Genomic DNA, 22,694 nt, shown 5'->3' with positions numbered 1-22,694 from the left:
ATCTGGCCCTAGTTCTTCGGAACTAGGGCTTTGTACCAACTAGTAGCAAATAACTAAATCCAGCCTAGTCCCCAGCCTAGTAAAGCCAAGCACAACCCAGCCATAACACCAGCTAAAATGTCGTCTATCATAATTCCAAAGCCACCATGGACATGTTTGTCTAAGTAGCTAATTGGCCATGGCTTGACCATGTCAAAGAAGCGGAATAATACAAAACCTGCAATCAGCCAGCGCCACTCATTAGCCGGAATACTCAATAGTGGAACCACCAGCATGGTAATCCAAAATCCTGCAAATTCATCCCATACAATAGAGCCGTGATCATGAACCCCCATATCCTTGGCAGTAACGTCACAAATTTTGATGCCAATAACGCAGCTAAGTAACACAACCACCGTATATGCGCCCAAAGGCAACTGCACTAGCGCTAAGTAAAGCGGAATAGAAGCCAAGGTGCCCATTGTGCCAGGGATGATAGGTGAGAGTCCGCTACCAAAACCTGTTGCTAATAGATGCCATGGGTTTTCTAACGAAATCTTATCAAGGGGATTGCTCATTGAGTATCTCTAAGTCGTTTTAGTCAATAGATTCAAGAACGAAAGTGGTCAAAACCGGCCACATTCTCTTGTAAGGCTTTGTTATTACGAAACAGTTTCAAGGTTTGAGAATCAGTGATCTCTCCAACCTCTGTTATCTGTACGCTTTCAGTTTCCGCCACCTGACGCACAGACTCTATCAGATGTTGTGGCACGGTAAAACACAGCTCGTACTCTTCACCACTTTTTAATGCGTAGTTTTGAGCGGTTTGTTCACCCCGGCAAAACTCAACCAGTTCTTGAGACACAGGAAGCTTGTCGCAATGTAGCTCAGCACCTACGTTAGAGCGTGTCATGATATGCTTTATATCTGAAATCAAGCCATCTGAGATATCAATACAACTGCTCGCCTTACCCCTTAATAGCATCCCTAAGCTTGCTCTAGAGCTCGCACAATAGTGGCGCTTTTCAAGCTTTGAGGCGTTGGGTAAAAGACGCTTTTCGTTATCAAGTATAACCTCAAGCCCAGCATGACTATCACCAAGAGACCCGCTGACAAAGACCTTATCACCCACTTGAGCGCCAGAGCGCAGAAGCGCTTGTTTCTCAGGAACAAAGCCATGAATGGTTAACGTAATACTCAATGGGCCTCGAGTAGTATCTCCGCCAATCAATTGCAGATTATGGGCATCGGCAAGACTAAAGAACCCTTCACAAAATCCTTCAAGCCATTTCTCATCAGGCTCAGGCAGTGAGATTGCCATCGAGACCCAAGCAGGCTCTGCCCCCATAGCGGACAGATCACTGATATTTGAGGCAAGCGCCTTATGCCCTACCCACTTGGGATTGGCATTTGCAAGAAAGTGAGTGCCGGCAACGAGCGAGTCAGTGCTGACGGCAATCTGAGTGCCAGGAGGAGAAACCAACAGGGCGCAATCATCACCTTGAGATAATTCAACGTCACTTCGTTCTAGCTTCTGTTTAGCAAAATACTTGCTAATTAGCTCAAACTCACCTGCCACACTCACTCCCATTACGTAAATCAACACATACAAAAAAGGCCAGCAGATGCTGACCTTTATAACTATATGATTTTCAACAATCGGTTTCGACTATTATTTGTTTTTGCGAAGCGATGGCGCTGCTTTATCAAGCACACCATTAACAAACTTGTAGCTGTCTTCAGCAGCAAACACTTTTGCTAATTCAATCGCTTCGTTAATAACAACTTTATGAGGAACGTCTTCACGACGAGTCATCTCATAAATTGCTAGACGAAGTAGCGCTAACTCCATCATATCCAAGTCCTGCATAGGACGAGAAAGGAATGGACGTAGCTTGCTGTCGAGCTCTTGGTGAGACAGTGCAACACCAGTCAACAGGTCACGGAAGTATGCTACATCTGTCTCTTGTTCATTTAACGCTGGCTCGTCAGCATGGGTCTCTTCTTCACCATACTTTCCAGCGGACAAAAACTGTTCTTCTACAGTTGCGATATTCTCTTTAGTGATCTGCCAAGAATATATAGCTTGTAGAGCAAATTGACGTGCATTACGACGTGCGGCTGGTTTCACACTGGCCCCCATTAGGAATCGATTTCAGAAAGAACGTTGATCATCTCTAGCGCGCTCAGTGCAGCCTCTGCACCTTTGTTACCAGCCTTGGTTCCAGCACGCTCAATAGCTTGATCTATGGTATCAACAGTCAAAACACCAAATGCAACTGGTAAACTGTACTCCAGTGACACTTGTGCTAGACCTTTATTACACTCACTACAAACATAGTCGAAGTGTGGCGTTCCGCCACGAATTACCGTACCTAGAGAAACGATAGCATCGTATTTCTCAGTACGAGCAACACGTTGAGCAACAAGTGGTAATTCTACCGCACCTGGACAACGCACTACTGTAATATTCTCTTCTGCAACCTGTCCGTGTCGCTTCAAGGTATCGATAGCACCAGACAACAAGCTTTCATTAATGAAGCTGTTAAAACGCGAAATTACTATAGCAATTTTTGCATTGGGTGCTGGAAATCCACCTTCGATGACTTTCATAAGTTTTCCTTCAACTATCTCATGAGCGAGAATCGCCGGATTCTAGCACAATAATGTGACTAGGATCTAATATCATTTCAGCTAATTCTCGAGTTATTGGTTAAACGGGCCAAAACAATGACCCATCCATATTAATTGTTAATCACACACGTACTCGACTACGTCCAGACCAAAGCCCGACAGAGAGTGGTAACGTTTGTTGCTTGATGACATCAGCTTCATCTTGCTTACGCCCATGTCAGCTAAGATCTGGGAGCCTACACCTACTCGACGTGAGGTGCCTTGTTTCTTAGCCATAGTAGGGGCTTCTCCTTTATCTTGCTGCTCGAATGCCTTCAGCTTATAAATAAGCTGCTCACTCGTCTCTTCATGACCAAGCACTACAAGTACACCGCCCTCTTCGCCAATGCGCTTCATCGCTTTATCTAGAGACCAGCTGCGGTCTGAATCGCGGTTAGAGTGCAGCAAATCAGTAAAGGTATCTTGCAAGTGTACACGGACTAGGCATGGTTCTTCAGAGACCTCGCCTTTGCGCAGTGCATAGTGAATTTGGTTATCAATGGTGTCACGGTACGTCACCATATCAAAATCACCGAATTCCGTTGGCATTTTACACTCAGCGACACGCTCAATGGTTGTCTCGGTATTGTTGCGGTACTCAATCAAGTCCGCAATTGTGCCCAATTTAACATCATGCTTTTCAGCAAAAATCTCAAGATCTGGACGACGTGCCATCTCACCATCGTCTTTTAAAATCTCCACGATCACCGATGCAGGCTCACAACCCGCTAGGCGTGCTAAATCACAACCCGCTTCAGTATGTCCAGCGCGTGTTAGAACACCACCATCTTGCGCAGATAGAGGGAAAATGTGCCCTGGTTGAACTAAGTCAGCAGCCTTTGCATCGGGTGCGACAGCCGCTTGTACCGTCACAGCACGATCAGCAGCAGAAATACCAGTAGTCACACCTTCAGCAGCCTCAATTGAAACGGTAAACGCTGTTGAGTACTGAGCATTGTTATCTTGCACCATAGGAGGAAGACCAAGACGCGCGCAGCGCTCTTGAGTCATGGTCAGACAGATTAGACCGCGTCCGTAGGTTGCCATGAAGTTGATGGCTTCAGGAGTAATATGTTCCGCAGCCATGATAAGATCGCCTTCGTTTTCACGATCTTCATCATCCATTAGGATAACCATCTTACCTAAGCGAATATCTTCAATAATTTCTTGCGGTGAGCTGATAGGCATTTTTTCTTTCCTAGTTAAGTGTCTGTCGCACGCGTATAGAAACGACTATGCAAAGCCGTTTTGTTGTAAAAATTCCATCGTAATAGTAGAGGAACCTTGTTGCTGATTCGAGCCCATCCCAAGCAATCGCTCCATATAGCGAGCAAGGACATCGACCTCAAGATTGACTCTTCGGCCAACCTCAAATTCGTCAATAATGGTTTGTTCCGACGTGTGTGGCACGATAGTGAGTTTAAAACCATTCTTACGTAAGGCATTCACCGTTAGGCTGATACCATCAACGGTAATGGAGCCTTTCTGAGCCACGTAGCGCTCAAGATCCGATGGCATTTCAACCCAGTACTCGACAGCGCGGCCAACAGGAATTCTTTCCACTATGGTGCCAACGCCATCCACATGCCCGGAGACAATATGGCCACCGAAGCGAGTCGTCGGTAACATGGCCTTTTCTAGGTTTACTCTGTCACCCACCTGATATTGGCTGAAGCCCGTTTTATTTAAAGTCTCGACTGACAAATCAGCGGTAAACGAGCGATTATCAAATCGTACAACGGTCAAACAAATGCCATTAGTGGCAATACTGTCGCCAAGTTTGACATCAGACATGTCCAAGTTTCCGGTTTCCACCGTGATTGAGATGTCTTCGCCCTGATTTGTAATGCTAGAAAGCGTACCAACGGCTTCAACAATACCGGTAAACATAGTAAATCCTACTCTATTTTGATGTTTTGAACGTAGCAACCAATTTAATATCCGGCCCTACTTGGGTGAGTTGTTCAATGTTCAGATCAATGGTCTGGTCCATGCTAGTTAAGCCTAATAGGTTAACCAAGCCTCGACCATCGGTTCCCATGATCTTTGGTGCTAAGTAAACAACGAGCTCATCGACTAACTGTTGCTCGATGAAACTGGCAGCGAGTGTCGCTCCAGCTTCCACCCAGATGTGGTTTATATTGTGCTCCCGAGCAAGCTTTGCAAGTAGCTCTGGTAAATCTATGTGTTTTTCTTGGCTATTTTTCTGCTCAGAAATCAGCAGCACCTCGCCTTCAGTATTAAATAGGCGCAGCTTTGGGGACAATTCTGGGTTCAAGTTTTGCTGACGGTCTAGGATAACACGCAGTGGCTGTCTCACCTCTCCCTCTGGGTACAAGGATTGGGTTTCGTCTGGCAATTCAGTGAAACGCACGTTAAGAGAGGCATTATCATCAATCACAGTTTTTGAGCTAGAGAGAATAGCGCCCGATTGTGCTCGGTAGAGCTGAACATCTGCACGCGCTTGGCTACTGGTGATCCACTGGCTTTGACCATTACTCAGGGCTGTTTTGCCATCTAGGCTAGCAGCCATTTTCAGTTGAACCCATGGCAAACCGGTGCGCATTTTCTTCAAAAATGGACGGTTGATACGTTCAGCTTCAGATTCAAGTAATCCTACTTGCACCTCTATACCCGCCCCTTTGAGCATGGCAATACCATTACCTGAGACCTGCGGGTTAGGGTCTTGCATAGCGCAAATAACACGGGAAACTCCCGCCTTAATCAGTCCTTCCGCACAAGGTGGCGTACGACCATAATGAGAGCAAGGCTCAAGTGTTACGTACGCTGTGGCACCTACCGCCTTGTCACCAGCCATACGCAAGGCATGTACTTCCGCATGCGGGCCACCGGCTCGAATATGATAGCCGTGACCAACGATATCTTCACCTTGAGTAATGACACACCCAACATTGGGGTTCGGATGTGTGGTAAAGCGACCTTTTTCAGCCAGCTTTATCGCCTTCGCCATCATCTGATGGTCAAATACAGAAAAACTCATTTATGACTCTTTGAGGTTGAAAATCTATTCTACGCATTATACCAATCACAGTAAGTGAGTGTTCAGAAGTAGCGCAGGAAAAACGCTGGATAACAAGGCAGAATGTTTAATTAGTAGTGGGGCTACAATCAAAAATTCTAACGCCGTTGTCGAGTGTTTTAACCAGCTAGGCTGAACAGTTATTTACTACGATTGGTATTAGTCTTCCAGTCTGGCGATCTCTTCGCCAAACTCGCGGATATCTTCGAAGCTGCGGTAGACAGACGCAAAACGAATGTAGGCAACCTTATCTAATTCTTTCAATTGCTCCATTACAAGATTGCCAATCATATCACTGGAAACCTCTCTCTCACCGGTAGCTCGTAGCTTAGATTTAATGACACTCATAGAAAGCTCTACCGCATCAGCGCTCACAGGGCGTTTCTCCAGTGCGCGATGCAGACCGTTAGAGAGTTTATCTTCGTTGAACGGTTCTCGGTTTCCATTGGATTTAATCACCTTTGGCATCACCAGTTCGGCGGTCTCAAAGGTGGTAAAGCGCTCACTACATGCTAGGCATTGGCGACGACGGCGTACTTGATGCCCGTCAGCAACCAATCGGGAATCGATTACTTTCGTCTCATTCTCTGAACAAAATGGGCAGTGCATACAAGCTCCATATATACGATGAAAGGGCTGCTATGCGGTTCTTACTCACCTAACTAAAGCCAACGTCTATCTGGTGTTAGTAGTGAGTATTATTAGCAATGCAGTTTGATCTGATTAGTGTAACGGATTTCATGAATTGATTCGAGAGTGAAGCCCTATGCTTGGGCATCAAAAAAGGGCTCTGTGATAGAGCCCTCATTACTTTTTATGTCAAAATCTTAATGAGTGGAATCATCTTGATTTTCAGCTTGTTACCGGCAACGGTTAACCAAACACTAAGGTCTTGGTAAGTAGTTGCCCTTTCCTACCCATTTATAGCTGGTGAGTTCTTCTAATCCCATAGGGCCACGAGCGTGTAATTTTTGCGTAGAAACCGCAACCTCGGCGCCAAGGCCAAACTGAGCACCATCGGTAAAGCGCGTTGACGCATTCACATATACTGCCGCTGATCCTGCCGAGTTAATGAAGCGTTCTGCATTATTCAAGTCATTGGTCATAATGGCATCAGAGTGGCTCGCGTTGTGCTCACGCATATGCTCAATAGCCTCATCCACATCTTTAACCACCTTAACACCCAAAATGAATGCAAGCCACTCAGTGTCAAAATCACCCAGAGCAGCTTCACGAAGCTTGGCGGCATTAGCCAAATAAGGCAATGCAGACGCATCTGCCACAAACTCGACTTTGTCACTCAGTTGGTTAGCCAGTTTACTTAAAAACTCTTCTGCGATTGATTGATGCACCAGCAAGGTATCCAAAGAGTTACATGCAGAAGGACGCTGCACCTTAGAGTTTTCCACCACTGTTAGCGATCGCTCAATATCGGCACTCTCATCGACATACACATGAGAAATGCCAAAGCCGCCAATGATCACTGGGATAGTGCTGTTTTCTTTACACATTTTATGTAAACCCGCACCGCCACGAGGAATGATCATGTCAACATAGTCATCTAACTTCAGTAGTTGAGAAACTAGCTCACGATCTGGCTTTTCGATGTATTGGACAGAAGCAGCTGGCAGTCCAGCTTGCTCAAGTGCCGTTTGGATTACCTTTACCAAAGCCATGTTTGAATGGAAGGTCTCTCTGCCACCGCGCAAAATACTGGCATTACCCGTTTTTAAGCACAAAGAGGCAATATCAATAGTCACATTTGGACGAGCCTCGTAGATCACACCGACCACACCTAAAGGCACGCGTCTGCGAGATAATGACAAGCCATTTTCTAGGACGCGACTGTCCAGTTCACTGCCAATAGGGTCGCTTAGCTTGATAACATTGCGAACATCGTCCGCAATTGCCGATAATCGAGCCTCATTCAGTAACAAGCGGTCAAGAAGCGCCTCACTCATGCCTGCTTCACGACCCTTTTGAATATCGATAGCATTCGCTTCTAGAATAATCTGCGACTGCTTCTCCAGCTCATCAGCCATAATCGCTAGAGCTTGGTTCTTAGTTGTTGTGGTCGTTGTTGCTAGGGCAAAAGATGCTTGTTTCGCGCGCTGGCCAAGTTGAATTAGATCCACTGTGTCATCCTCTATAATTTCTTTTGAGCAATTAAGCTCTTAATCTTGCATCATGACTAAATCGTCACGGTGTACCACTTCGGAGCCATAGTCATAACCCAAAGTTTCACCTATTTGTTTGCTGTGCATGCCCTTTATTTGGCGCATATCATCGCAGGAGTAGCTAACTAGACCCTTTGCAATCAAGGCTCCAGTTTGACTGATAACTCGAGCCACTTCACCGCGAGCAAAGTTGCCATTAACGCCAACAACACCTTTAGCTAAAAGGCTACTGCCTTTTGTTTGTAAGGCTTTGACTGCGCCTTCATCGATAACAATTTCACCGGTTGCCGCTGGGCCAGCCAATATCCAGCGCTTTCGATTTTCCAGAGCTTCAGGAAGCGCAACGAAACGCGTACCACTTGGCGAAGAGGAAACACTCTCAATCACCACATCCTGCGCACTTCCAGCAGCAATGATCACTTCAATACCTGCGCGACGGGCAATATCGGCTGCTTGAAGTTTAGTCGCCATACCCCCCGTTCCTAGGGTTGTGCCACTACCACCTGCAATTTTACGCAGGGTTTCATCAATGGTGGTGACTTCACGAATCAGCTCTGCTTCTGGATTGTTTCTTGGATCGGCAGTAAATAGACCCGGCTGATCAGTCAACAGTAATAAAGTATCCGCTCCGCACAAAATCCCAACCAGTGCCGAAAGATTATCGTTATCTCCCACCTTGATTTCCGTGGTCGCTACAGCATCGTTCTCATTTACGATAGGAATAATGTCATGCTCAACCAAGGCATTAATCGTATCCCTAGCATTTAGGAAGCGCTCTCTATCTTCAAGATCAGCGCGAGTCAGCAACATTTGGCCAATCTTTAGGCCATAGATTGAAAACAGTGACTCCCACACCTGGATAAGGTGTGACTGACCCACCGCAGCTAACAGTTGCTTGCTTGCCATTGAGTTGGGGAGTTGGGGGTGTCCTAGATGCTCTCGGCCAGCGGCAATCGCGCCAGAAGATACTAGAACTAGGTTATAGCCACGCTGCTTCAATTCTGCGCATTGGCGCACTAAATCAACCATGTGGGCGCGGTTAAGGAACTGAGAGCCCCCTGTTAGCACACTTGTGCCAAGTTTCACCACAACTGTCTTAGCTTGCATTTGTTACTCAATGATACTGATAAAAAGAGTCCCTTTTTTAACAAGGTGTGACCCGTTGCACAAGCTAAAAAAACAAAAAGGCGCCCTTGGGCGCCTTGAATCAATGTTTTTTAATTAAGCGATAGCTTCTGAGTCTTCATGCAAAGCAAACTCTAAGGCGAATTGCTCCGTCAGTTGCTTTTGCACTTTAGCTTGAAAAACACTTTGAGTGCGCTGCACTTCTGCCTCTGCAGCTGATGGAAGCTTTTCATCTATCCATGCACCTGACGCGTTATATTTTCCATGATGAAAACGAGCGGTACATATATTTTCTTCGTCTTGCTTCTCTAACTCCATCCACCAGCCCCAAAATTCTCGGCACTCTGGTGATTTAGTGTCGTCGACACAAACAGACAAGCAATCGAATAAGAAAAGGTTGGGTTTACATTCTGCTTCACGTAGATAAGGACCAATCGCTTTGAGCTTTGCGATCATGCGATGATAAGTAGGTTGGTTCCCTGGCATAATAACTCCATTTATTATTTCTTCGCCATGCACAACTACGCACAGCGAATTTTATGTTGCTCATCAGTTACATAAGCAACACTTATAGTGCCACTAAATTAACATCTTTGTCACGATTTTAATTCTTCAAGAAGCCAATCTATCGCTAGGTTTAATGATTTTTGGTATCCAGAGCTCAAATTCTTTGATGGGATCTTTACTGCTTTCCCAACCTTACTCGACATTGCTATCAATTTATTGTCGCTATGCGGCGCAACTGGGTCACCTTCCAAAGAAATGGCTAGCATAGGTACATTGGTGCGACGTGCAGCAAGCAAACCTTGAGTACGAAGAGACCATGCTGACATCTGCCCAGACAAGCTTTGAATATCTATCGGCGACTTACCTAGACGAGAGCCCAGAACATCGAGATACATCTTCGACATGTTCGTCAGCTTTTCTGGGTTCGCTAAGATGTCATGTACAGGCGAGCCTATTGCAACACACGCCTTAATCCTGTCTTGCTCTAAAAAGCTCAAGCGCACCAGCGCATTGCCGCCAAAGCGGAAACCAAGTAGTCCTACCTTCCAGTGGTCTACAAATGGCACTTCAGGCAAATAATCCAGCAGTGCCTTGTGCAAACAGCTTGTATCCTCTGAAAGTGTCCATTGACTGCTCTTACCCACCGATGGCATGTCAATGGTCAACATCGCAAATTCATTAGGAGCTAAGTGGTCTAGGAAAAGCTTCCACATATCGGTCTGTACGCTATCTAGTCCCGCACATACAATCACTACAGGTAGCGGACGTTCAGTATGTGGCAAGTGTAAGTTCGCTTGCACTGTTTTGCCTTTGTAAGGCACATTCAGTTGCTTAAATACATACTTACTCGCGTGGGATGCATCCTCATAGGCTTTATTGGCCAATACTTGCGCTTGCAGGGAAAGATTATCGCCCTTTATATGTGGGTAGGCTGCAATGCTGAAATAGAGGCTCGCTTTATACAGTGCTTCTGCGGCTTCATCGCCCTTTAAATCTGCCGCCCGTTTTTGATGAACCATTCCGGCATGAGTCCATTCATAGGCCCAATTCCCCGAACGAAATCCCATGACCGTATCCAACCATTCATCGTTGCTTCGAGAGTGTTCGGATGAAGATATACGAGCAAGTACCTGATCTTGTTCAATTGGATCCGCCCCCTGCCAGATCCATTGCAAACGGCGCAAGTTACGGTACCAAGAATGCTTTGGCTTACTCTCTAAGATGCTCAAGCTGCTTGGCATGTATTGCGTTAAGCCAGAAGTTTCTTTAGCTTGTAAATGCTTAGAGAATAGTTGTTCGGAAAGGTTTTTATTGTGTTCTTCAGTCATATGAGGGCATCTTCGAGTTGAACTTATGCCTAAGCATAAACAAAAAATGCCTCTAAATAGAGGCATTTAATATAAAAATTATTTTGCGATACTTTGTGAGCATCGAAAGAGCAAATTACTTGCGCTTGCGATTGATTGGTTCAGCAAATTGTAGCTGCATATCCCAAGGTTGCTCAATCCAAGTCTCTTGAGCAATATCAACAACGTAGTCGTCCAGTAGCTCAGCGCCAGAAGGCTTTGCACATACCGCGATCAATTTCGCTTTAGGGTACATTTCACGTAGCTTACGTGCAGTGTCACCACTATCCACTAAATCTTCAACGATTAGGAAGCCTTCGCCATCACCTTCAGGTGCTTTAAGAACGCTCATATCACGTTGGTGATCATGGTCGTAACTTGAGATGCAAATAGTATCAACGTAACGGATACCCAATTCACGAGCAAGAATAGCAGCAGGTACTAGACCACCACGGCTCACACCCCAGATACCTTTCCACTGTTCAGCAGGCATTTGGCGAGCAGCAAGCTCACGACAGTTTGTCTGCATTTCATCCCAGGTGATGATGTATTTTTTTGGCATAACTTGAAAACCTATTTAATGACGCAATTACACGGTCAAAACATATTTTAGGATAAAGACAGCAGACATAACCCAAACACTCATGGAAACGTCGCGTCCCTTACCGCTCAGCAATTTAATTGCAGCATAAGAGATAAAGCCTAGAGAGATACCCTCTGCGATAGAGAACGTTAGAGGCATTAGCAAACAAGTTACTACTACAGGAGCAGCTTCTGTAATGTCACTCCAGTCAATGTTCACTAGACCAGAAAGCATCAGGATAGCTACATAAAATAGCGCTCCTGCTGTCGCATAGGGCGGAATCATACCCGCTAATGGAGAAAACAGCAAAGCCAATAAGAAAAGTACGCCTACGGTTACCGCAGTCAAACCAGTACGACCACCAGCAGCAACACCGGCCGTTGATTCTACGTAGGATGTGGTGTTAGAAGTACCAAGCAAAGCACCCACTGAGGTTGCTGTTGAGTCAGCCAGTAGCGCCTTATTAAGACGAGGCAGTTTGCCATCTTCTTTGATTAGGTTTGCTTTGGTTGCAACGCCAACTAACGTACCCGCTGTATCAAATAGGTCAACAAACAAGAATGCGAAGATAACTGAGATCATGCCTACTTCAAACACACCCGCAAAGTCCAGTTCCATGAAGGTTGGAGCTAGGCTTGGTGGAGCAGACATTAAGCCGTTGTATTGAACATCGCCAAAAATTAGACCGAAAACTGTAACGCAAAGGATAGCGATCATAACCGCGCCACGAACGCCACGGTGAACAAGAGCGATGGTAATAAAGAAGCCAACAGCAGCTAGAACCGCGTTCAAACTAGTGATATCACCAAGAGAAACGAATGTAGCTGGGTTATCTACTACGATGCCAGCGTTCTTAAGGCCGATAAACGCGAGGAATAAACCAATACCCGCAGAGATGCCAGTACGTAGAGACATAGGGATTGAATTGATAATCCACTCACGAATGCGGAACAGGCTTAGCAAGATAAACAAGATGCCCGACACAAATACTGCTGCCAGTGCAACCTGCCACTCATATCCCATGCCAAGAACAACACCATAAGTAAAGAAGGCGTTAAGCCCCATACCTGGTGCTTGGGCAATTGGATAGTTCGCGTATAGACCCATGATGAAACAACCGATAGCCGCAGCTAAACACGTTGCGACAAATACAGCACCGTGATCCATGCCAGTTGCAGACAACATCGACGGGTTAACAAAGATGATGTACGCCATTGTCAGGAAGGTAGTCATACCTGCAATGATTTCCGTGCGAACCGTAGTACCGTGTTCACGTAGTTTGAATAGCTTCTCGAGCATAATCAATTCCTAAAAGTTTCTAAAAGTAATCGTTTGCGTATCTAAATTGGCGTGAATTATAGTGAGTAACATCACGAAATACCATACTGTTTTGTCTATAAATTCATTTGGATCACTTTATGTGCAAGCTGTCAATGTAAGCGAACACATTAACTCTTTGATATTCATAAATATGAATGCGCTAATACCTTCAGAATAATGAGGTTAATTATTGGCTCATGTCTTAAAGTTACAGCTCAGAAACTACGGGTATACACTTATGTAGCACATAGAAATAAGCCTCTAACCCTATAATCCGTAGAAGAACCCCCAAACGGCATCATCCACTTCTCATTCTTAGGCATGGATAGTCATCGAGTAGGAAATTTAGACGAAAAAAAAGCCGCTCCAAACTGGGCGGCTTATGAAATCAGTAATAAATTTCCAATATATCAGGGGTGAACCGAAGTTCAATCACATGCTTAAAAACCCTATACATAGGGTTGAAACTCTATATGAAATACATCTTTAGCTGACAAGCCATTGATATACCCATCTAAAATCCCAAGGTTAATTAGTTGAAAATCAACAAATTAGCGCTTTAATTCAGCATAGATACAGACAAATTGATGAGCGGGGTGGCTCACAGAAGGGTAGTCTGTATCGACAGGATTAATATTAGCGATCTTGTAATTTAATTACAAGTATTTTCTTAACCTAGGGCATAAAAATCCAAAGAAGGCTATTTTACGACCTTTTTTGGTAATTTAATTTCACACGTAAAATAAATAACTTGCTCTCAATTGCTTCACTATCGCGTCACAAATGATAATAAAACTTACTCAATAGTTACGAGATTGCCTGTCCAACCCTAATTCACAGTGATATCCTGCCCACAATTCGTCGACCTGCATCAGGTCGAATTTAGTACTTAGGTGCTATCTGTATGCATGAAGGAGTATTACATGTCCCAATTTCTCAGTGAGATCACCCAACAAACTCAAAATCCAATCTGGCCATTCTTCGATAAGATCTGCTCTATCCCGCACCCATCTAAGCATGAGCAGGCCCTAGCTGAGCACATTGTCGCTTGGGCTATCGATCAAGGACTAGACGTTAAAGAAGATTCAGTAGGCAACCTTTTTATCAAAAAGCCTGCAACTCCTGGTATGGAAAATAAGAAAGGTGTCGTGCTACAAGCGCACATCGACATGGTTCCTCAAAAGAACGAAGACACCGTTCATGACTTTACTACCGACCCTATCCTTCCGTATATCGACGGTGAATGGGTAACCGCGACAGGCACTACATTAGGTGCAGACAATGGTATCGGTATGGCATCGTGCCTTGCTGTTCTTGAATCAAACGATATCGCTCACGGCCCAATCGAAGTACTGCTGACTATTGATGAAGAAGCTGGCATGACAGGTGCTTTCGGCTTACAGAAAGGCTGGCTTGAGGGGGATATCCTTCTTAATACAGACTCAGAGCAAGAAGGCGAAGTTTACATGGGTTGTGCCGGTGGCATCGATTCTAGCCTTGAATTTGCTATCGAACGTGAAGAAGCACCTCAAGGGTCAGTGACGAAAAAGCTTATCTTGAAGGGCTTAAAGGGCGGTCACTCTGGCTGTGATATCCACACAGGCCGTGGTAATGCAAACAAGCTGTTAGCACGTTTTCTGGCCGGTCATGCCGCAGAGTTAGAGTTAAGACTAATTGATTTTACCGGTGGTAGTCTGCGCAATGCGATTCCTCGTGAAGGCTCCGTTACTCTTGCTCTACCTGAAAAGCATTTGGCTAAGCTTGAAGAATTGTACGCAGCTTACACTGACATGCTTAAAGCCGAACTTGGCGCCGTTGAAACCAATCTGGTTACCTTTGTTGAAGATGCACAAGCTCAATATGATGTTTTCTCAGCTCAAAGCCAACAATCACTAGTTGCTGCGCTTAACGCATGTCCAAATGGTGTAATTCGCATGAGTGATGCCATTGAAGGCGTCGTGGAGACTTCTCTTAACCTTGGTGTAATTACTACAGAGCAAGATAAAGTGACAGCGCTTTGCTTGATTCGCTCTCTTATCGATTCTGGTCGTAGCCAAGTGGAAAGTATGCTGAAGTCACTGGCTACCCTGTCTGGTGCTAAAGTTGAGTTCTCTGGTGCATACCCAGGTTGGAAACCAGATGCAGATTCAGAGATCATGGCTATCTTCCGCGACATGTACCAAGAAGTGTATGGCCATAAACCAAACATTATGGTGATTCATGCTGGTCTAGAGTGTGGTTTGTTTAAGAAGCCGTATCCAAACATGGATATGGTGTCATTTGGCCCAACGATTAAATTCCCTCACTCCCCAGACGAGAAAGTGAAAATCGATACCGTGGATTTGTTCTGGGAACAGATGGTGAATCTACTTAAGCATATCCCTGAAAAAGCATAACTGCCTTTGTTGAAGACATTAAAAAGCCGAGCTTCTAGCTCGGCTTTCTTGTATCTAAAGCAAGAAATTATGCTTTAGTTGCAGCTAGTTCTTGAAGTTGAGAAAGCGTAGTTTCAGACATTAACTCGCCATTGTAGTAGTAGCTAACATTTTCGCCATCACGCACACCCATAATCAATGCTTTGTCGCCATTGTTGTAGGTTACGTTCATTTGAATAGTATTCGCATCGATAGCTTCAAATGTAGAAGATTCAACCTGACGCATAGAAATTGGGTCTAGAGGAGCTTCTGTCAGTGAAGGATCAAGATCATCATTCATGTTGTACATTGTCTTCGTTTTTGTATCGAAGATGTGTGGCTTGCCGTTGATTGGGTTTTTACCTGCCCAGAATTCAATGGAGTTAAAGATCAACGCATCCACTGCAACAGTCAGCGCGTAAACCGGAGCAAGAAGCATGTTCACACCACCACGAGCATAACGGTTATCAACAACTTCAAGGTTGAACTTCATTACGTAACCAGTCACGGCGTTACTACCAATACAACCACTTAACGAAGCAGCAACAACTGCCAAACCTACTGCCTTTAAGCCAAATTTTTTCATGCTATGAATCCTTCAAAGTTTTTATTATGAAAAGGTGATCTGCCTATATAAAATAGCCGATTTTCAATTGTTTACAATAAAATAATTGAACTTGCTTGTAACTTTAGTGTCAATTCTGTCTTCCTGACCTCAGAACCATGTGTGAAACCAATAAATACAACCAACATCAAAAGGTTAGATGAATAAATATAAAGATTCAACACTGAAATACACAATATTCATACATGCGCAACAAAACGGAAATATTCTTAACTTGCTAAATTTAGGCATAAAAAAAGCGACCTTTACAGGTCGCTTTTATACATATTTGAGACTATTGGTGCGGTTTAGCCAATATTCTTACGAACATTGCGGAACATGCGCATCCAAGCTGAATCTTCACCCCAAGACTCAGGAGCCCATGAGTTCGCTACAGTTCTAAATACACGCTCAGGGTGTGGCATCATGATAGTCACACGGCCATCTGCTGTCGTTAGACCTGTAATTGCGTTTGGCGAACCATTCGGGTTGTTCGGGTATTGCTGAGTCGCATTACCATTATTGTCTACATAACGTAGTGCAACCGTGCCTGAGTTCTCAATCGCGTTTAGGTGAGCTGAGTCTTTCACTTCTACTCGACCTTCACCGTGAGATACTGCGATAGGCATACGAGAACCCGCCATACCATCAAAGAATACAGAGTCAGACTTCTGAACTTCAACCAAGCTGAAGCGTGCTTCAAAGCGCTCAGATTCGTTACGTACGAATCGAGGCCAAAGGTCAGCACCTGGGATCAGCTCTTTAAGGTTAGACAGCATCTGACAACCATTACATACACCCAGAGAGAAAGTATCTTCGCGGTTGAAGAAACCTTCAAACTGGTCGCGTGCTGCTGAGTTAAACAGTACTGACTTAGCCCAACCTTCACCAGCGCCTAGAACATCACCGTAAGAGAAGCCGCCACAAGCCACAAGGCCTTGGTACTCTTCTAATACTGCTTGCCCTGTTAGGATGTCGCTCATGTGAATATCGACAGAATCAAAGCCCGCACGATCAAATGCTGCCGCCATTTCTACATGAGAGTTAACACCTTGCTCACGCAAGATAGCCATCTTAGGCTTAACACCGGTTGCAATGTATGGTGCCGCTACATCTTCACGTACATCAAAGGTAAGATCCACGTTTAGACCTGGGTCAGAGTTGTCTTTCTTCGCTTCGAACTCTTGGTCAGCACATGCAGGGTTATCACGTAGCGCTTGCATCTTATGCGTAGTTTCAGCCCAGATAGTACGTAGCTCAGTACGAGAGCGTTCTACAATTGCACTGCCGTTAGCAAAGATTTCAAAGTTGTCGCTAGCTTCTACCGTGCCGATAACATGTGAGCATGTCTCTAGACCGTTAGCCGCCAATACTGCGCGAACTTGCTCTAAATCTTCGTTCTTAACTTGAACAACCGCACCTAACTCTTCGTTAAATAGGGTTGCTAGTGTGTCTTCACCTAGTTCAGAGATGTCAGCCTTCACGCCACAGTGGCCAGCAAATGCCATCTCAGCAAGGGTAACAAATAGACCGCCATCGCCCTTATCGTGGTAAGCCACAAGCTTGTCATCACGTACTAGGGTCTGCATTGCATCGAAGAAGCCTTTTAGTTGCTCTGCGTTGTCAACATCAGCAGGCTTATCACCAAGTTGCTTGTAAACCTGAGCGAGTGCAGTTGCACCCATGCGGTTCTTGCCATTACCAAGGTCAACAAGTACTAGGCTAGATTCACCTTTATCCGTACGAAGCTGCGGAGTTACCGTCTTGCGAACATCTTCTACTCGACCAAATGCAGTGATAACCAGTGAAAGTGGTGAAGTCACTTCTTTGTCTTCGCCATTCTCGTTCCACTTAGTCTTCATAGACATTGAGTCTTTACCCACAGGGATAGTCAGACCTAGAGCTGGACACAGTTCTTCACCCACAGCCTTCACTGCTTCATAAAGACCAGCATCTTCACCAGGGTGGCCCGCTGGAGACATCCAGTTTGCAGAAAGCTTAATGCGTTTGATATCGCCAATGTCAGTACCAGCAATGTTAGTCAGAGACTCACCTACTGCTAAGCGAGCAGAAGCGCCAAAGTCTAGAAGAGCAACAGGAGTACGCTCACCCATAGACATAGACTCACCGTGGTAAGTATCGTAGCTCGCTGCAGTTACTGCACAGTTTGCAACCGGTACCTGCCAAGGACCCACCATTTGGTCACGAGCAACTAGACCCGTTACACTGCGGTCACCAATGGTGATCAGGAAGGTTTTCTCAGCTACGGTTGGTAGACGAAGAACGCGGTCTACCGCTTCGTTTAGCTCAATGCCATCGCGGTCGATTGCAGGGCTTGCCACTTTAAGCGTTTGCGCATCACGGTGCATCTTAGGCGTTTTGCCTAACAAGATGTCCATTGGCATATCGATCGGCGTATTGTCGAAGTGAGAGTCTTCTAGTGTTAGCTGACGCTCTTCGGTAGCGATACCTACAACAGCATATGGTGCACGTTCACGCTTACAGATAGCGTCGAATGCCGCCATGTTTTCATCTGCAACCGCCATTACGTAACGCTCTTGAGATTCGTTACACCAGATTTCTAGTGGGCTCATGCCCGGCTCATCGTTTGGTACGTCGCGCAGTTGGAATTTACCACCACGCTCGCCATCGTCGACCAGCTCAGGAAGTGCGTTAGAAATACCGCCTGCACCCACATCGTGGATAAATGCGATTGGGTTGTCATCGCCTAGCTGCCAGCAACGGTCGATCACTTCTTGACAGCGACGCTCCATTTCAGGGTTTTCACGCTGAACAGAAGCAAAGTCTAGGTCTTCTGCAGACTGACCAGATGCCATTGAAGAAGCCGCACCGCCACCTAGGCCGATGTTCATTGCAGGACCGCCAAGTACGATTAGCTTAGCGCCCACAGGGATTTCTTTCTTCTGAACGTGTTCGTCACGAATATTACCCATGCCACCAGCAATCATAATTGGCTTGTGGTAACCACGGATTTCTTCACCCGCATGAGAGGTCACTTTTTCTTCGTAAGTACGGAAGTAACCCAATAGGTTTGGACGACCAAATTCATTGTTAAATGCTGCGCCACCTAGCGGGCCTTCAGTCATGATATCTAATGCCGTAACGATACGACCTGGTTTACCAAAGTCCGTTTCCCATGGTTGCTCAAAGCCAGGAATGCGTAAGTTTGAGGTTGTGAAACCCACTAAACCCGCTTTTGGCTTGCCGCCAATACCAGTTGCGCCCTCATCACGAATCTCACCACCAGAACCGGTTGAAGCACCAGGCCAAGGAGAGATTGCGGTTGGGTGGTTATGGGTTTCAACCTTCATCAAGATATGAGCATCTTCATGATTGTAAGAGTATTGACGTGTCTCTGGATTCGGGAAGAAACGACCTACTTTAGAACCTTCCATAACGGCAGCATTGTCTTTGTACGCAGACAATACATGGTCAGGTGTGACTTCCATGGTGTTCTTGATCATCTTGAACAGCGACTTGTCTTGAGCTACGCCGTCAATTGTCCAATCTGCGTTGAAGATCTTGTGACGACAGTGCTCAGAGTTTGCTTGTGCAAACATCATTAGCTCAATGTCGTTAGGGTTACGGCCTAGCGTGTTAAAGCTATCTACTAGGTAATCAATTTCATCTTCAGCTAGCGCAAGACCCAAATTAACATTGGCATCTTCTAGAGCTTTGCGGCCACCTGCTAGTACATCGACAACAGTATGCGGCGCAGGCTCTGCAACCGTAAATAGTGCAGCAGCTTGTTCCATCTCACCAAAGACCACTTCCATCATGCGGTCATGCACCAATGCTTTTACAGCCTTGGTTTGTGCTTCATCCAAAGCAACAGATGTTTCAACATAGTATGCTGTACCACGCTCTAGACGCTTAACCTTGTCTAGGCCACAGTTATGAGCAATATCTGTCGACTTAGAAGACCAAGGAGAGATAGTGCCTGGGCGAGGAGTCACAAGCAATAAAGTGCCTTGTGGTTCATGCTCTTCGATCGTTGGACCATAAGTAAGCAGCTTTTCAAGCTTCTCTGCCTCTGACGCGTCAAGTTCTGCACTCACGTCTGCAAAATGCATAAACTCAGCATAAATACCTGTTACTGGCAGGTCTTGTTCACGGCAAAGTTCTAGTAGTTTTTGTACACGAAACTCAGAAAGAGCTGGGGAGCCACGCAAAATTCTCATGTGCTTAGGTCTCTTTGATGATGGATTAAAGATAATATTCAAATAAAAACAATAACTTAAATTAATTATTGGTCTTTATTTCAATATTACCTATGCTGTTTCGGGCGTATTATAAAGCAAATCTTTTTGTGAAGTAACACAAAAAGCAACCGTTTGCGCAAATTTTTGCGTCAAGGTATATCAGACGGATAAATCTTGGGGTGAATACCTAAGATGCGAACACTGTTTAAGCATGACTCTAGTTTCACTTCCCCGCTGATAAGGGGTTTGATATAAAGGACGACAAGTTAAAAAGAATCCCCTTATTTATTTGGAGTTGTCCCGCACGATGCGCACGTCAGTGTTAACTAAATTCTCCCTGCTAGTGGCTTCGCTAATAGCCTTACTTTTTGTCACTGGCTGTCAGTACGAAACCGACACTAAGAACGAACTTCAAAAGATCAAAGACCGAGGAGTGTTGCGCGTAGGGACCCTAAACAATCAACTCTCCTATTATATCGGCCCTGATGGTCCAACCGGCTTAGAATATGAATTGGCGTCAGAATTTGCCAAGCAGCTTGGCGTCCGTTTGGAGATCAAACCGGCCTATCGTCTCTCTGAGTTATTTCCAGCACTCAGAAATGGTGAGGTAGATATCGTTGCCGCAGGCCTTACCCAAGCCCCCAACCGTGTGAAAGCTTTTAGAGCGGGGCCGGCTTATTACTACGTCAGTCAGCAAGTGGTGTATAAAAAAGGCACGTGGCGTCCTCGTAATCTGGCTCAGCTCATTGAAAGCGGTGAATCAATCACGGTTGTTAAAGGATCGCACTTTGAACAAACCCTATTGGATCTTGCGGAGGAGCACCCAGACCTCAAATACGAAACCACCGATAGCTATGATCTCAACGATCTACTGAAACAAGTCTCACAAGGGGAACGCTTGTTTACTGTTGCTGATTCTATCGAGCTTTCTATCACGCAACGTATCTACCCTAATGTCGCGCTCGCATTTGAGTTAACAGAGGACCAACCCACCTCTTGGTTCTTGCGCAGAGGAACGGACGAAAGCCTATACGCGCTAGTGTTAGAGTTCTTTGGCGACATTCAACAAAATGGTCAGTTGCAATTAATCGAAGAAAAGTACTTTGGGCATATCGAAGACTTTGATTATGTGGATACTCGCGCGTTTGTGCGCGCTCTAGACAGCAAACTGCCCAAGTGGGAGCCCCTATTTCAAAAGTATGCGGGTGAGTTTGATTGGCGCTTAATCGCAGCGCTTGCTTATCAAGAGTCGCACTGGAACCCACATGCAAAATCCCCTACTGGTGTACGCGGCATGATGATGTTGACTCTGCCAACAGCAAAAAGTGTGGGTGTCACCGATCGCCTTGATCCTGAACAATCTATACGAGGTGGTGCTGATTACTTGAGAAAGATCGTTAATCGTATCCCCGATAGTATCAATCAGCATGAAAAAATCTGGTTTGCTTTAGCCTCTTATAATGTTGGCTATGGGCACGTGATGGATGCAAGACGAATTACCAAAGCGCAAGGTGCGGATCCTGATCTTTGGGGTGATGTAAAAACGCGCCTTCCACTACTTCGTAAAAAGGGTTACTACGAGTACACCCGCTATGGCTATGCCCGAGGTGATGAGGCTCTCAATTACGTAGAAAATATTCGTCGTTACTATCAAAGCATCATTGGACATATTGACCAACGCGACCACGCCAACGTAGAAACTGACACTGATGACTTGATGGTGATAGAAGCCCCAGAGCCTGCAAGGTCTGAGGCTGTAGAATCACTTAGCGATGAAAGTGAATCCACTACCGAAGAATAGGGAGAGATAGCTCACAAATTAAATTCAACTGAACAATCGTTTGCGTTTATTTGCGATCTAGATCCTATGTTTAGTTTCATATTATAGTAACAATCATGTTCTATATATGAGTGATGCAAACATCGATAACGTCAGTGATTGTTTGCTTACATGAAGTTCATAGGAGATTGTTCGTTGAAACTAAAAAGAAAGCTATCTAAGAAATTATCAAATAGCACTGTTTCAGCTAACCGTCGTAAGCGTATGCTAGCCAATAACAAGAAGAAACTTCTTTGGCGAAACCGTTCTTACGTAACGTTAGCGTTGTAGTAAAACTGAAAGCAAACATTTGACGCAATAGAAAAAGTTGAATGTTTGCCTAATCCCCCTTCTGCTCAGCCTCTCTTTTCAAACGCTTTAATTCTTTTTGCTCTTTTCTGCGCCTTTTAAAAAACGCCTGCAATTGCTCCCGGCATTCTACTTCCATCAGCCCTGATTCAACCGTTGCATAATGATAAGCCGCTTGGCTTTCAAACAGATCAAGAACCGTACCTGCGGCACCAGCTTTGAGATCCTGTGCTCCAAACACGATACGTTTTACCCGGCTATGCAATAGCGCACCTGCACACATGGGGCAAGGCTCAAGAGTGACATACAAGGTAGTATCAAGCAGTCGGTAGTTTTGCAAAGCCTCGCCAGCCTTTCGTAGTACCTGAATCTCAGCGTGAGCCGTCGCATCGTGGGCGCCAATACAGCGATTCCAACCTTCTGCGATGATCTCATTATCTCTAACTAGAACTGCGCCTACTGGCACCTCACCCTCCTCTTCTGCACTTTGTGCAAGTTCAATAGCGCGCTGCATATAGTGATGGTCTTGCTCAGAAAAAGATGGAGTGTTTGTTTCGCTCATATCAAGGCCTACC

20 protein-coding genes are annotated in these 22,694 nt (G+C 45.3%); 3 read left to right on the top strand and 17 right to left on the bottom strand.

Features of this window, described 5'->3' with window-relative positions; genetic code table 11:
* Positions 1-53: 53 nt before the first annotated feature.
* From pgpA to OCU46_RS03155, 14 genes are all read right to left on the bottom strand, one after another.
* The gene (gene pgpA, locus OCU46_RS03220; protein ID WP_141269503.1) at positions 54-557 is read right to left on the bottom strand and encodes a phosphatidylglycerophosphatase A; all 504 of its coding nucleotides are present in this window, start codon (positions 555-557) and stop codon (positions 54-56) included.
* 32 nt (positions 558-589) lie between these two features.
* Positions 590-1,558: a thiamine-phosphate kinase gene (gene thiL, locus OCU46_RS03215; RefSeq protein WP_141269505.1), complete on the bottom strand. Its 969-nt coding sequence runs from the start codon at positions 1,556-1,558 to the stop codon at positions 590-592.
* 93 nt (positions 1,559-1,651) lie between these two features.
* A complete protein-coding gene (gene nusB, locus OCU46_RS03210) occupies positions 1,652-2,122 on the bottom strand; it encodes a transcription antitermination factor NusB (RefSeq protein ID WP_141269507.1) in 471 nt (156 codons plus the stop codon).
* Positions 2,122-2,592, bottom strand: coding sequence for a 6,7-dimethyl-8-ribityllumazine synthase (gene ribH / locus OCU46_RS03205; RefSeq protein WP_017028263.1), 471 nt, complete (start codon positions 2,590-2,592; stop codon positions 2,122-2,124). Before ribH ends, nusB begins: the two co-directional genes overlap by 1 nt.
* A gap of 138 nt (positions 2,593-2,730) precedes the next feature.
* A complete protein-coding gene (gene ribBA / locus OCU46_RS03200; protein ID WP_141269509.1) occupies positions 2,731-3,840 on the bottom strand; it encodes a bifunctional 3,4-dihydroxy-2-butanone-4-phosphate synthase/GTP cyclohydrolase II in 1,110 nt (369 codons plus the stop codon).
* A 45-nt stretch (positions 3,841-3,885) separates the two neighbouring features.
* On the bottom strand, positions 3,886-4,542 hold the full coding sequence (locus OCU46_RS03195) for a riboflavin synthase (RefSeq protein WP_141269511.1): 657 nt from the start codon (positions 4,540-4,542) through the stop codon (positions 3,886-3,888).
* Positions 4,543-4,555: 13 nt separating this feature from the next.
* Positions 4,556-5,653 (bottom strand): bifunctional diaminohydroxyphosphoribosylaminopyrimidine deaminase/5-amino-6-(5-phosphoribosylamino)uracil reductase RibD, encoded by a 1,098-nt coding sequence (gene ribD, locus OCU46_RS03190; RefSeq protein WP_141269513.1) that lies wholly within the window; start codon positions 5,651-5,653, stop codon positions 4,556-4,558.
* Positions 5,654-5,851: 198 nt separating this feature from the next.
* Positions 5,852-6,301, bottom strand: a complete 450-nt coding sequence (gene nrdR / locus OCU46_RS03185; RefSeq protein WP_017028267.1) for a transcriptional regulator NrdR — start codon at positions 6,299-6,301, stop codon at positions 5,852-5,854.
* Between the two features lie 275 nt (positions 6,302-6,576).
* A complete protein-coding gene (locus tag OCU46_RS03180; RefSeq protein WP_141269515.1) occupies positions 6,577-7,827 on the bottom strand; it encodes a glutamate-5-semialdehyde dehydrogenase in 1,251 nt (416 codons plus the stop codon).
* A gap of 39 nt (positions 7,828-7,866) precedes the next feature.
* On the bottom strand, positions 7,867-8,976 hold the full coding sequence (proB, locus tag OCU46_RS03175; protein ID WP_141269517.1) for a glutamate 5-kinase: 1,110 nt from the start codon (positions 8,974-8,976) through the stop codon (positions 7,867-7,869).
* Positions 8,977-9,090: 114 nt separating this feature from the next.
* Positions 9,091-9,480, bottom strand: a complete 390-nt coding sequence (gene crl, locus OCU46_RS03170; RefSeq protein ID WP_141269519.1) for a sigma factor-binding protein Crl — start codon at positions 9,478-9,480, stop codon at positions 9,091-9,093.
* A 110-nt stretch (positions 9,481-9,590) separates the two neighbouring features.
* Complete coding sequence (frsA, locus tag OCU46_RS03165) at positions 9,591-10,829, bottom strand: esterase FrsA (RefSeq protein WP_141269521.1); 1,239 nt, start codon at positions 10,827-10,829, stop codon at positions 9,591-9,593.
* 115 nt (positions 10,830-10,944) lie between these two features.
* Positions 10,945-11,409, bottom strand: coding sequence for a xanthine phosphoribosyltransferase (gene gpt / locus OCU46_RS03160; protein WP_141269523.1), 465 nt, complete (start codon positions 11,407-11,409; stop codon positions 10,945-10,947).
* Positions 11,410-11,436: 27 nt separating this feature from the next.
* On the bottom strand, positions 11,437-12,729 hold the full coding sequence (locus OCU46_RS03155; RefSeq protein WP_141269525.1) for an NCS2 family permease: 1,293 nt from the start codon (positions 12,727-12,729) through the stop codon (positions 11,437-11,439).
* Between the two features lie 944 nt (positions 12,730-13,673).
* Here OCU46_RS03155 and OCU46_RS03150 point away from each other — a divergent pair.
* A complete protein-coding gene (locus OCU46_RS03150) occupies positions 13,674-15,146 on the top strand; it encodes an aminoacyl-histidine dipeptidase (protein WP_141269527.1) in 1,473 nt (490 codons plus the stop codon).
* A 67-nt stretch (positions 15,147-15,213) separates the two neighbouring features.
* On the opposite strand, the gene OCU46_RS03145 is transcribed toward OCU46_RS03150, so the two are convergent.
* Both OCU46_RS03145 and purL read right to left on the bottom strand, forming a co-directional pair.
* Positions 15,214-15,750, bottom strand: a complete 537-nt coding sequence (locus OCU46_RS03145; RefSeq protein ID WP_141269529.1) for a DUF3332 family protein — start codon at positions 15,748-15,750, stop codon at positions 15,214-15,216.
* Positions 15,751-16,076: 326 nt separating this feature from the next.
* The gene (gene purL / locus OCU46_RS03140) at positions 16,077-19,970 is read right to left on the bottom strand and encodes a phosphoribosylformylglycinamidine synthase (protein ID WP_141269531.1); all 3,894 of its coding nucleotides are present in this window, start codon (positions 19,968-19,970) and stop codon (positions 16,077-16,079) included.
* Between the two features lie 328 nt (positions 19,971-20,298).
* Between purL and mltF the strand changes: the two genes are divergently transcribed.
* Both mltF and OCU46_RS03130 read left to right on the top strand, forming a co-directional pair.
* Complete coding sequence (gene mltF / locus OCU46_RS03135) at positions 20,299-21,792, top strand: membrane-bound lytic murein transglycosylase MltF (RefSeq protein ID WP_141269532.1); 1,494 nt, start codon at positions 20,299-20,301, stop codon at positions 21,790-21,792.
* A 174-nt stretch (positions 21,793-21,966) separates the two neighbouring features.
* Positions 21,967-22,101: a hypothetical protein gene (locus tag OCU46_RS03130; protein WP_257744107.1), complete on the top strand. Its 135-nt coding sequence runs from the start codon at positions 21,967-21,969 to the stop codon at positions 22,099-22,101.
* Between the two features lie 49 nt (positions 22,102-22,150).
* On the opposite strand, the gene tadA is transcribed toward OCU46_RS03130, so the two are convergent.
* Positions 22,151-22,681: a tRNA adenosine(34) deaminase TadA gene (gene tadA, locus OCU46_RS03125; RefSeq protein ID WP_141269534.1), complete on the bottom strand. Its 531-nt coding sequence runs from the start codon at positions 22,679-22,681 to the stop codon at positions 22,151-22,153.
* Between the last annotated feature and the right edge of the window lie 13 nt (positions 22,682-22,694).

The sequence above is a fragment of the Vibrio comitans genome (assembly GCA_024346835.1).
Lineage (GTDB): Bacteria > Pseudomonadota > Gammaproteobacteria > Enterobacterales > Vibrionaceae > Vibrio > Vibrio comitans.
The sequence above is the reverse complement of the archived record's forward strand: the minus strand, read 5'-3'. Positions and strand labels throughout refer to the sequence as shown.

Excerpts from the sequence above, each read along its gene's own strand:
- pgpA (WP_141269503.1), bottom strand. The coding sequence starts at position 557 with ATGAGCAATCCCCTTGATAAGATTTCGTTAGAAAACCCATGGCATCTA.
- nusB (WP_141269507.1), bottom strand. The coding sequence starts at position 2,122 with ATGGGGGCCAGTGTGAAACCAGCCGCACGTCGTAATGCACGTCAATTT.
- ribH (WP_017028263.1), bottom strand. The coding sequence starts at position 2,592 with ATGAAAGTCATCGAAGGTGGATTTCCAGCACCCAATGCAAAAATTGCT.
- ribBA (WP_141269509.1), bottom strand. The coding sequence starts at position 3,840 with ATGCCTATCAGCTCACCGCAAGAAATTATTGAAGATATTCGCTTAGGT.
- OCU46_RS03195 (WP_141269511.1), bottom strand. The coding sequence starts at position 4,542 with ATGTTTACCGGTATTGTTGAAGCCGTTGGTACGCTTTCTAGCATTACA.
- ribD (WP_141269513.1), bottom strand. The coding sequence starts at position 5,653 with ATGAGTTTTTCTGTATTTGACCATCAGATGATGGCGAAGGCGATAAAG.
- nrdR (WP_017028267.1), bottom strand. The coding sequence starts at position 6,301 with ATGCACTGCCCATTTTGTTCAGAGAATGAGACGAAAGTAATCGATTCC.
- proB (WP_141269517.1), bottom strand. The coding sequence starts at position 8,976 with ATGCAAGCTAAGACAGTTGTGGTGAAACTTGGCACAAGTGTGCTAACA.
- crl (WP_141269519.1), bottom strand. The coding sequence starts at position 9,480 with ATGCCAGGGAACCAACCTACTTATCATCGCATGATCGCAAAGCTCAAA.
- frsA (WP_141269521.1), bottom strand. The coding sequence starts at position 10,829 with ATGACTGAAGAACACAATAAAAACCTTTCCGAACAACTATTCTCTAAG.
- gpt (WP_141269523.1), bottom strand. The coding sequence starts at position 11,409 with ATGCCAAAAAAATACATCATCACCTGGGATGAAATGCAGACAAACTGT.
- OCU46_RS03155 (WP_141269525.1), bottom strand. The coding sequence starts at position 12,729 with ATGCTCGAGAAGCTATTCAAACTACGTGAACACGGTACTACGGTTCGC.
- OCU46_RS03150 (WP_141269527.1), top strand. The coding sequence starts at position 13,674 with ATGTCCCAATTTCTCAGTGAGATCACCCAACAAACTCAAAATCCAATC.
- OCU46_RS03145 (WP_141269529.1), bottom strand. The coding sequence starts at position 15,750 with ATGAAAAAATTTGGCTTAAAGGCAGTAGGTTTGGCAGTTGTTGCTGCT.
- purL (WP_141269531.1), bottom strand. The coding sequence starts at position 19,970 with ATGAGAATTTTGCGTGGCTCCCCAGCTCTTTCTGAGTTTCGTGTACAA.
- mltF (WP_141269532.1), top strand. The coding sequence starts at position 20,299 with ATGCGCACGTCAGTGTTAACTAAATTCTCCCTGCTAGTGGCTTCGCTA.
- tadA (WP_141269534.1), bottom strand. The coding sequence starts at position 22,681 with ATGAGCGAAACAAACACTCCATCTTTTTCTGAGCAAGACCATCACTAT.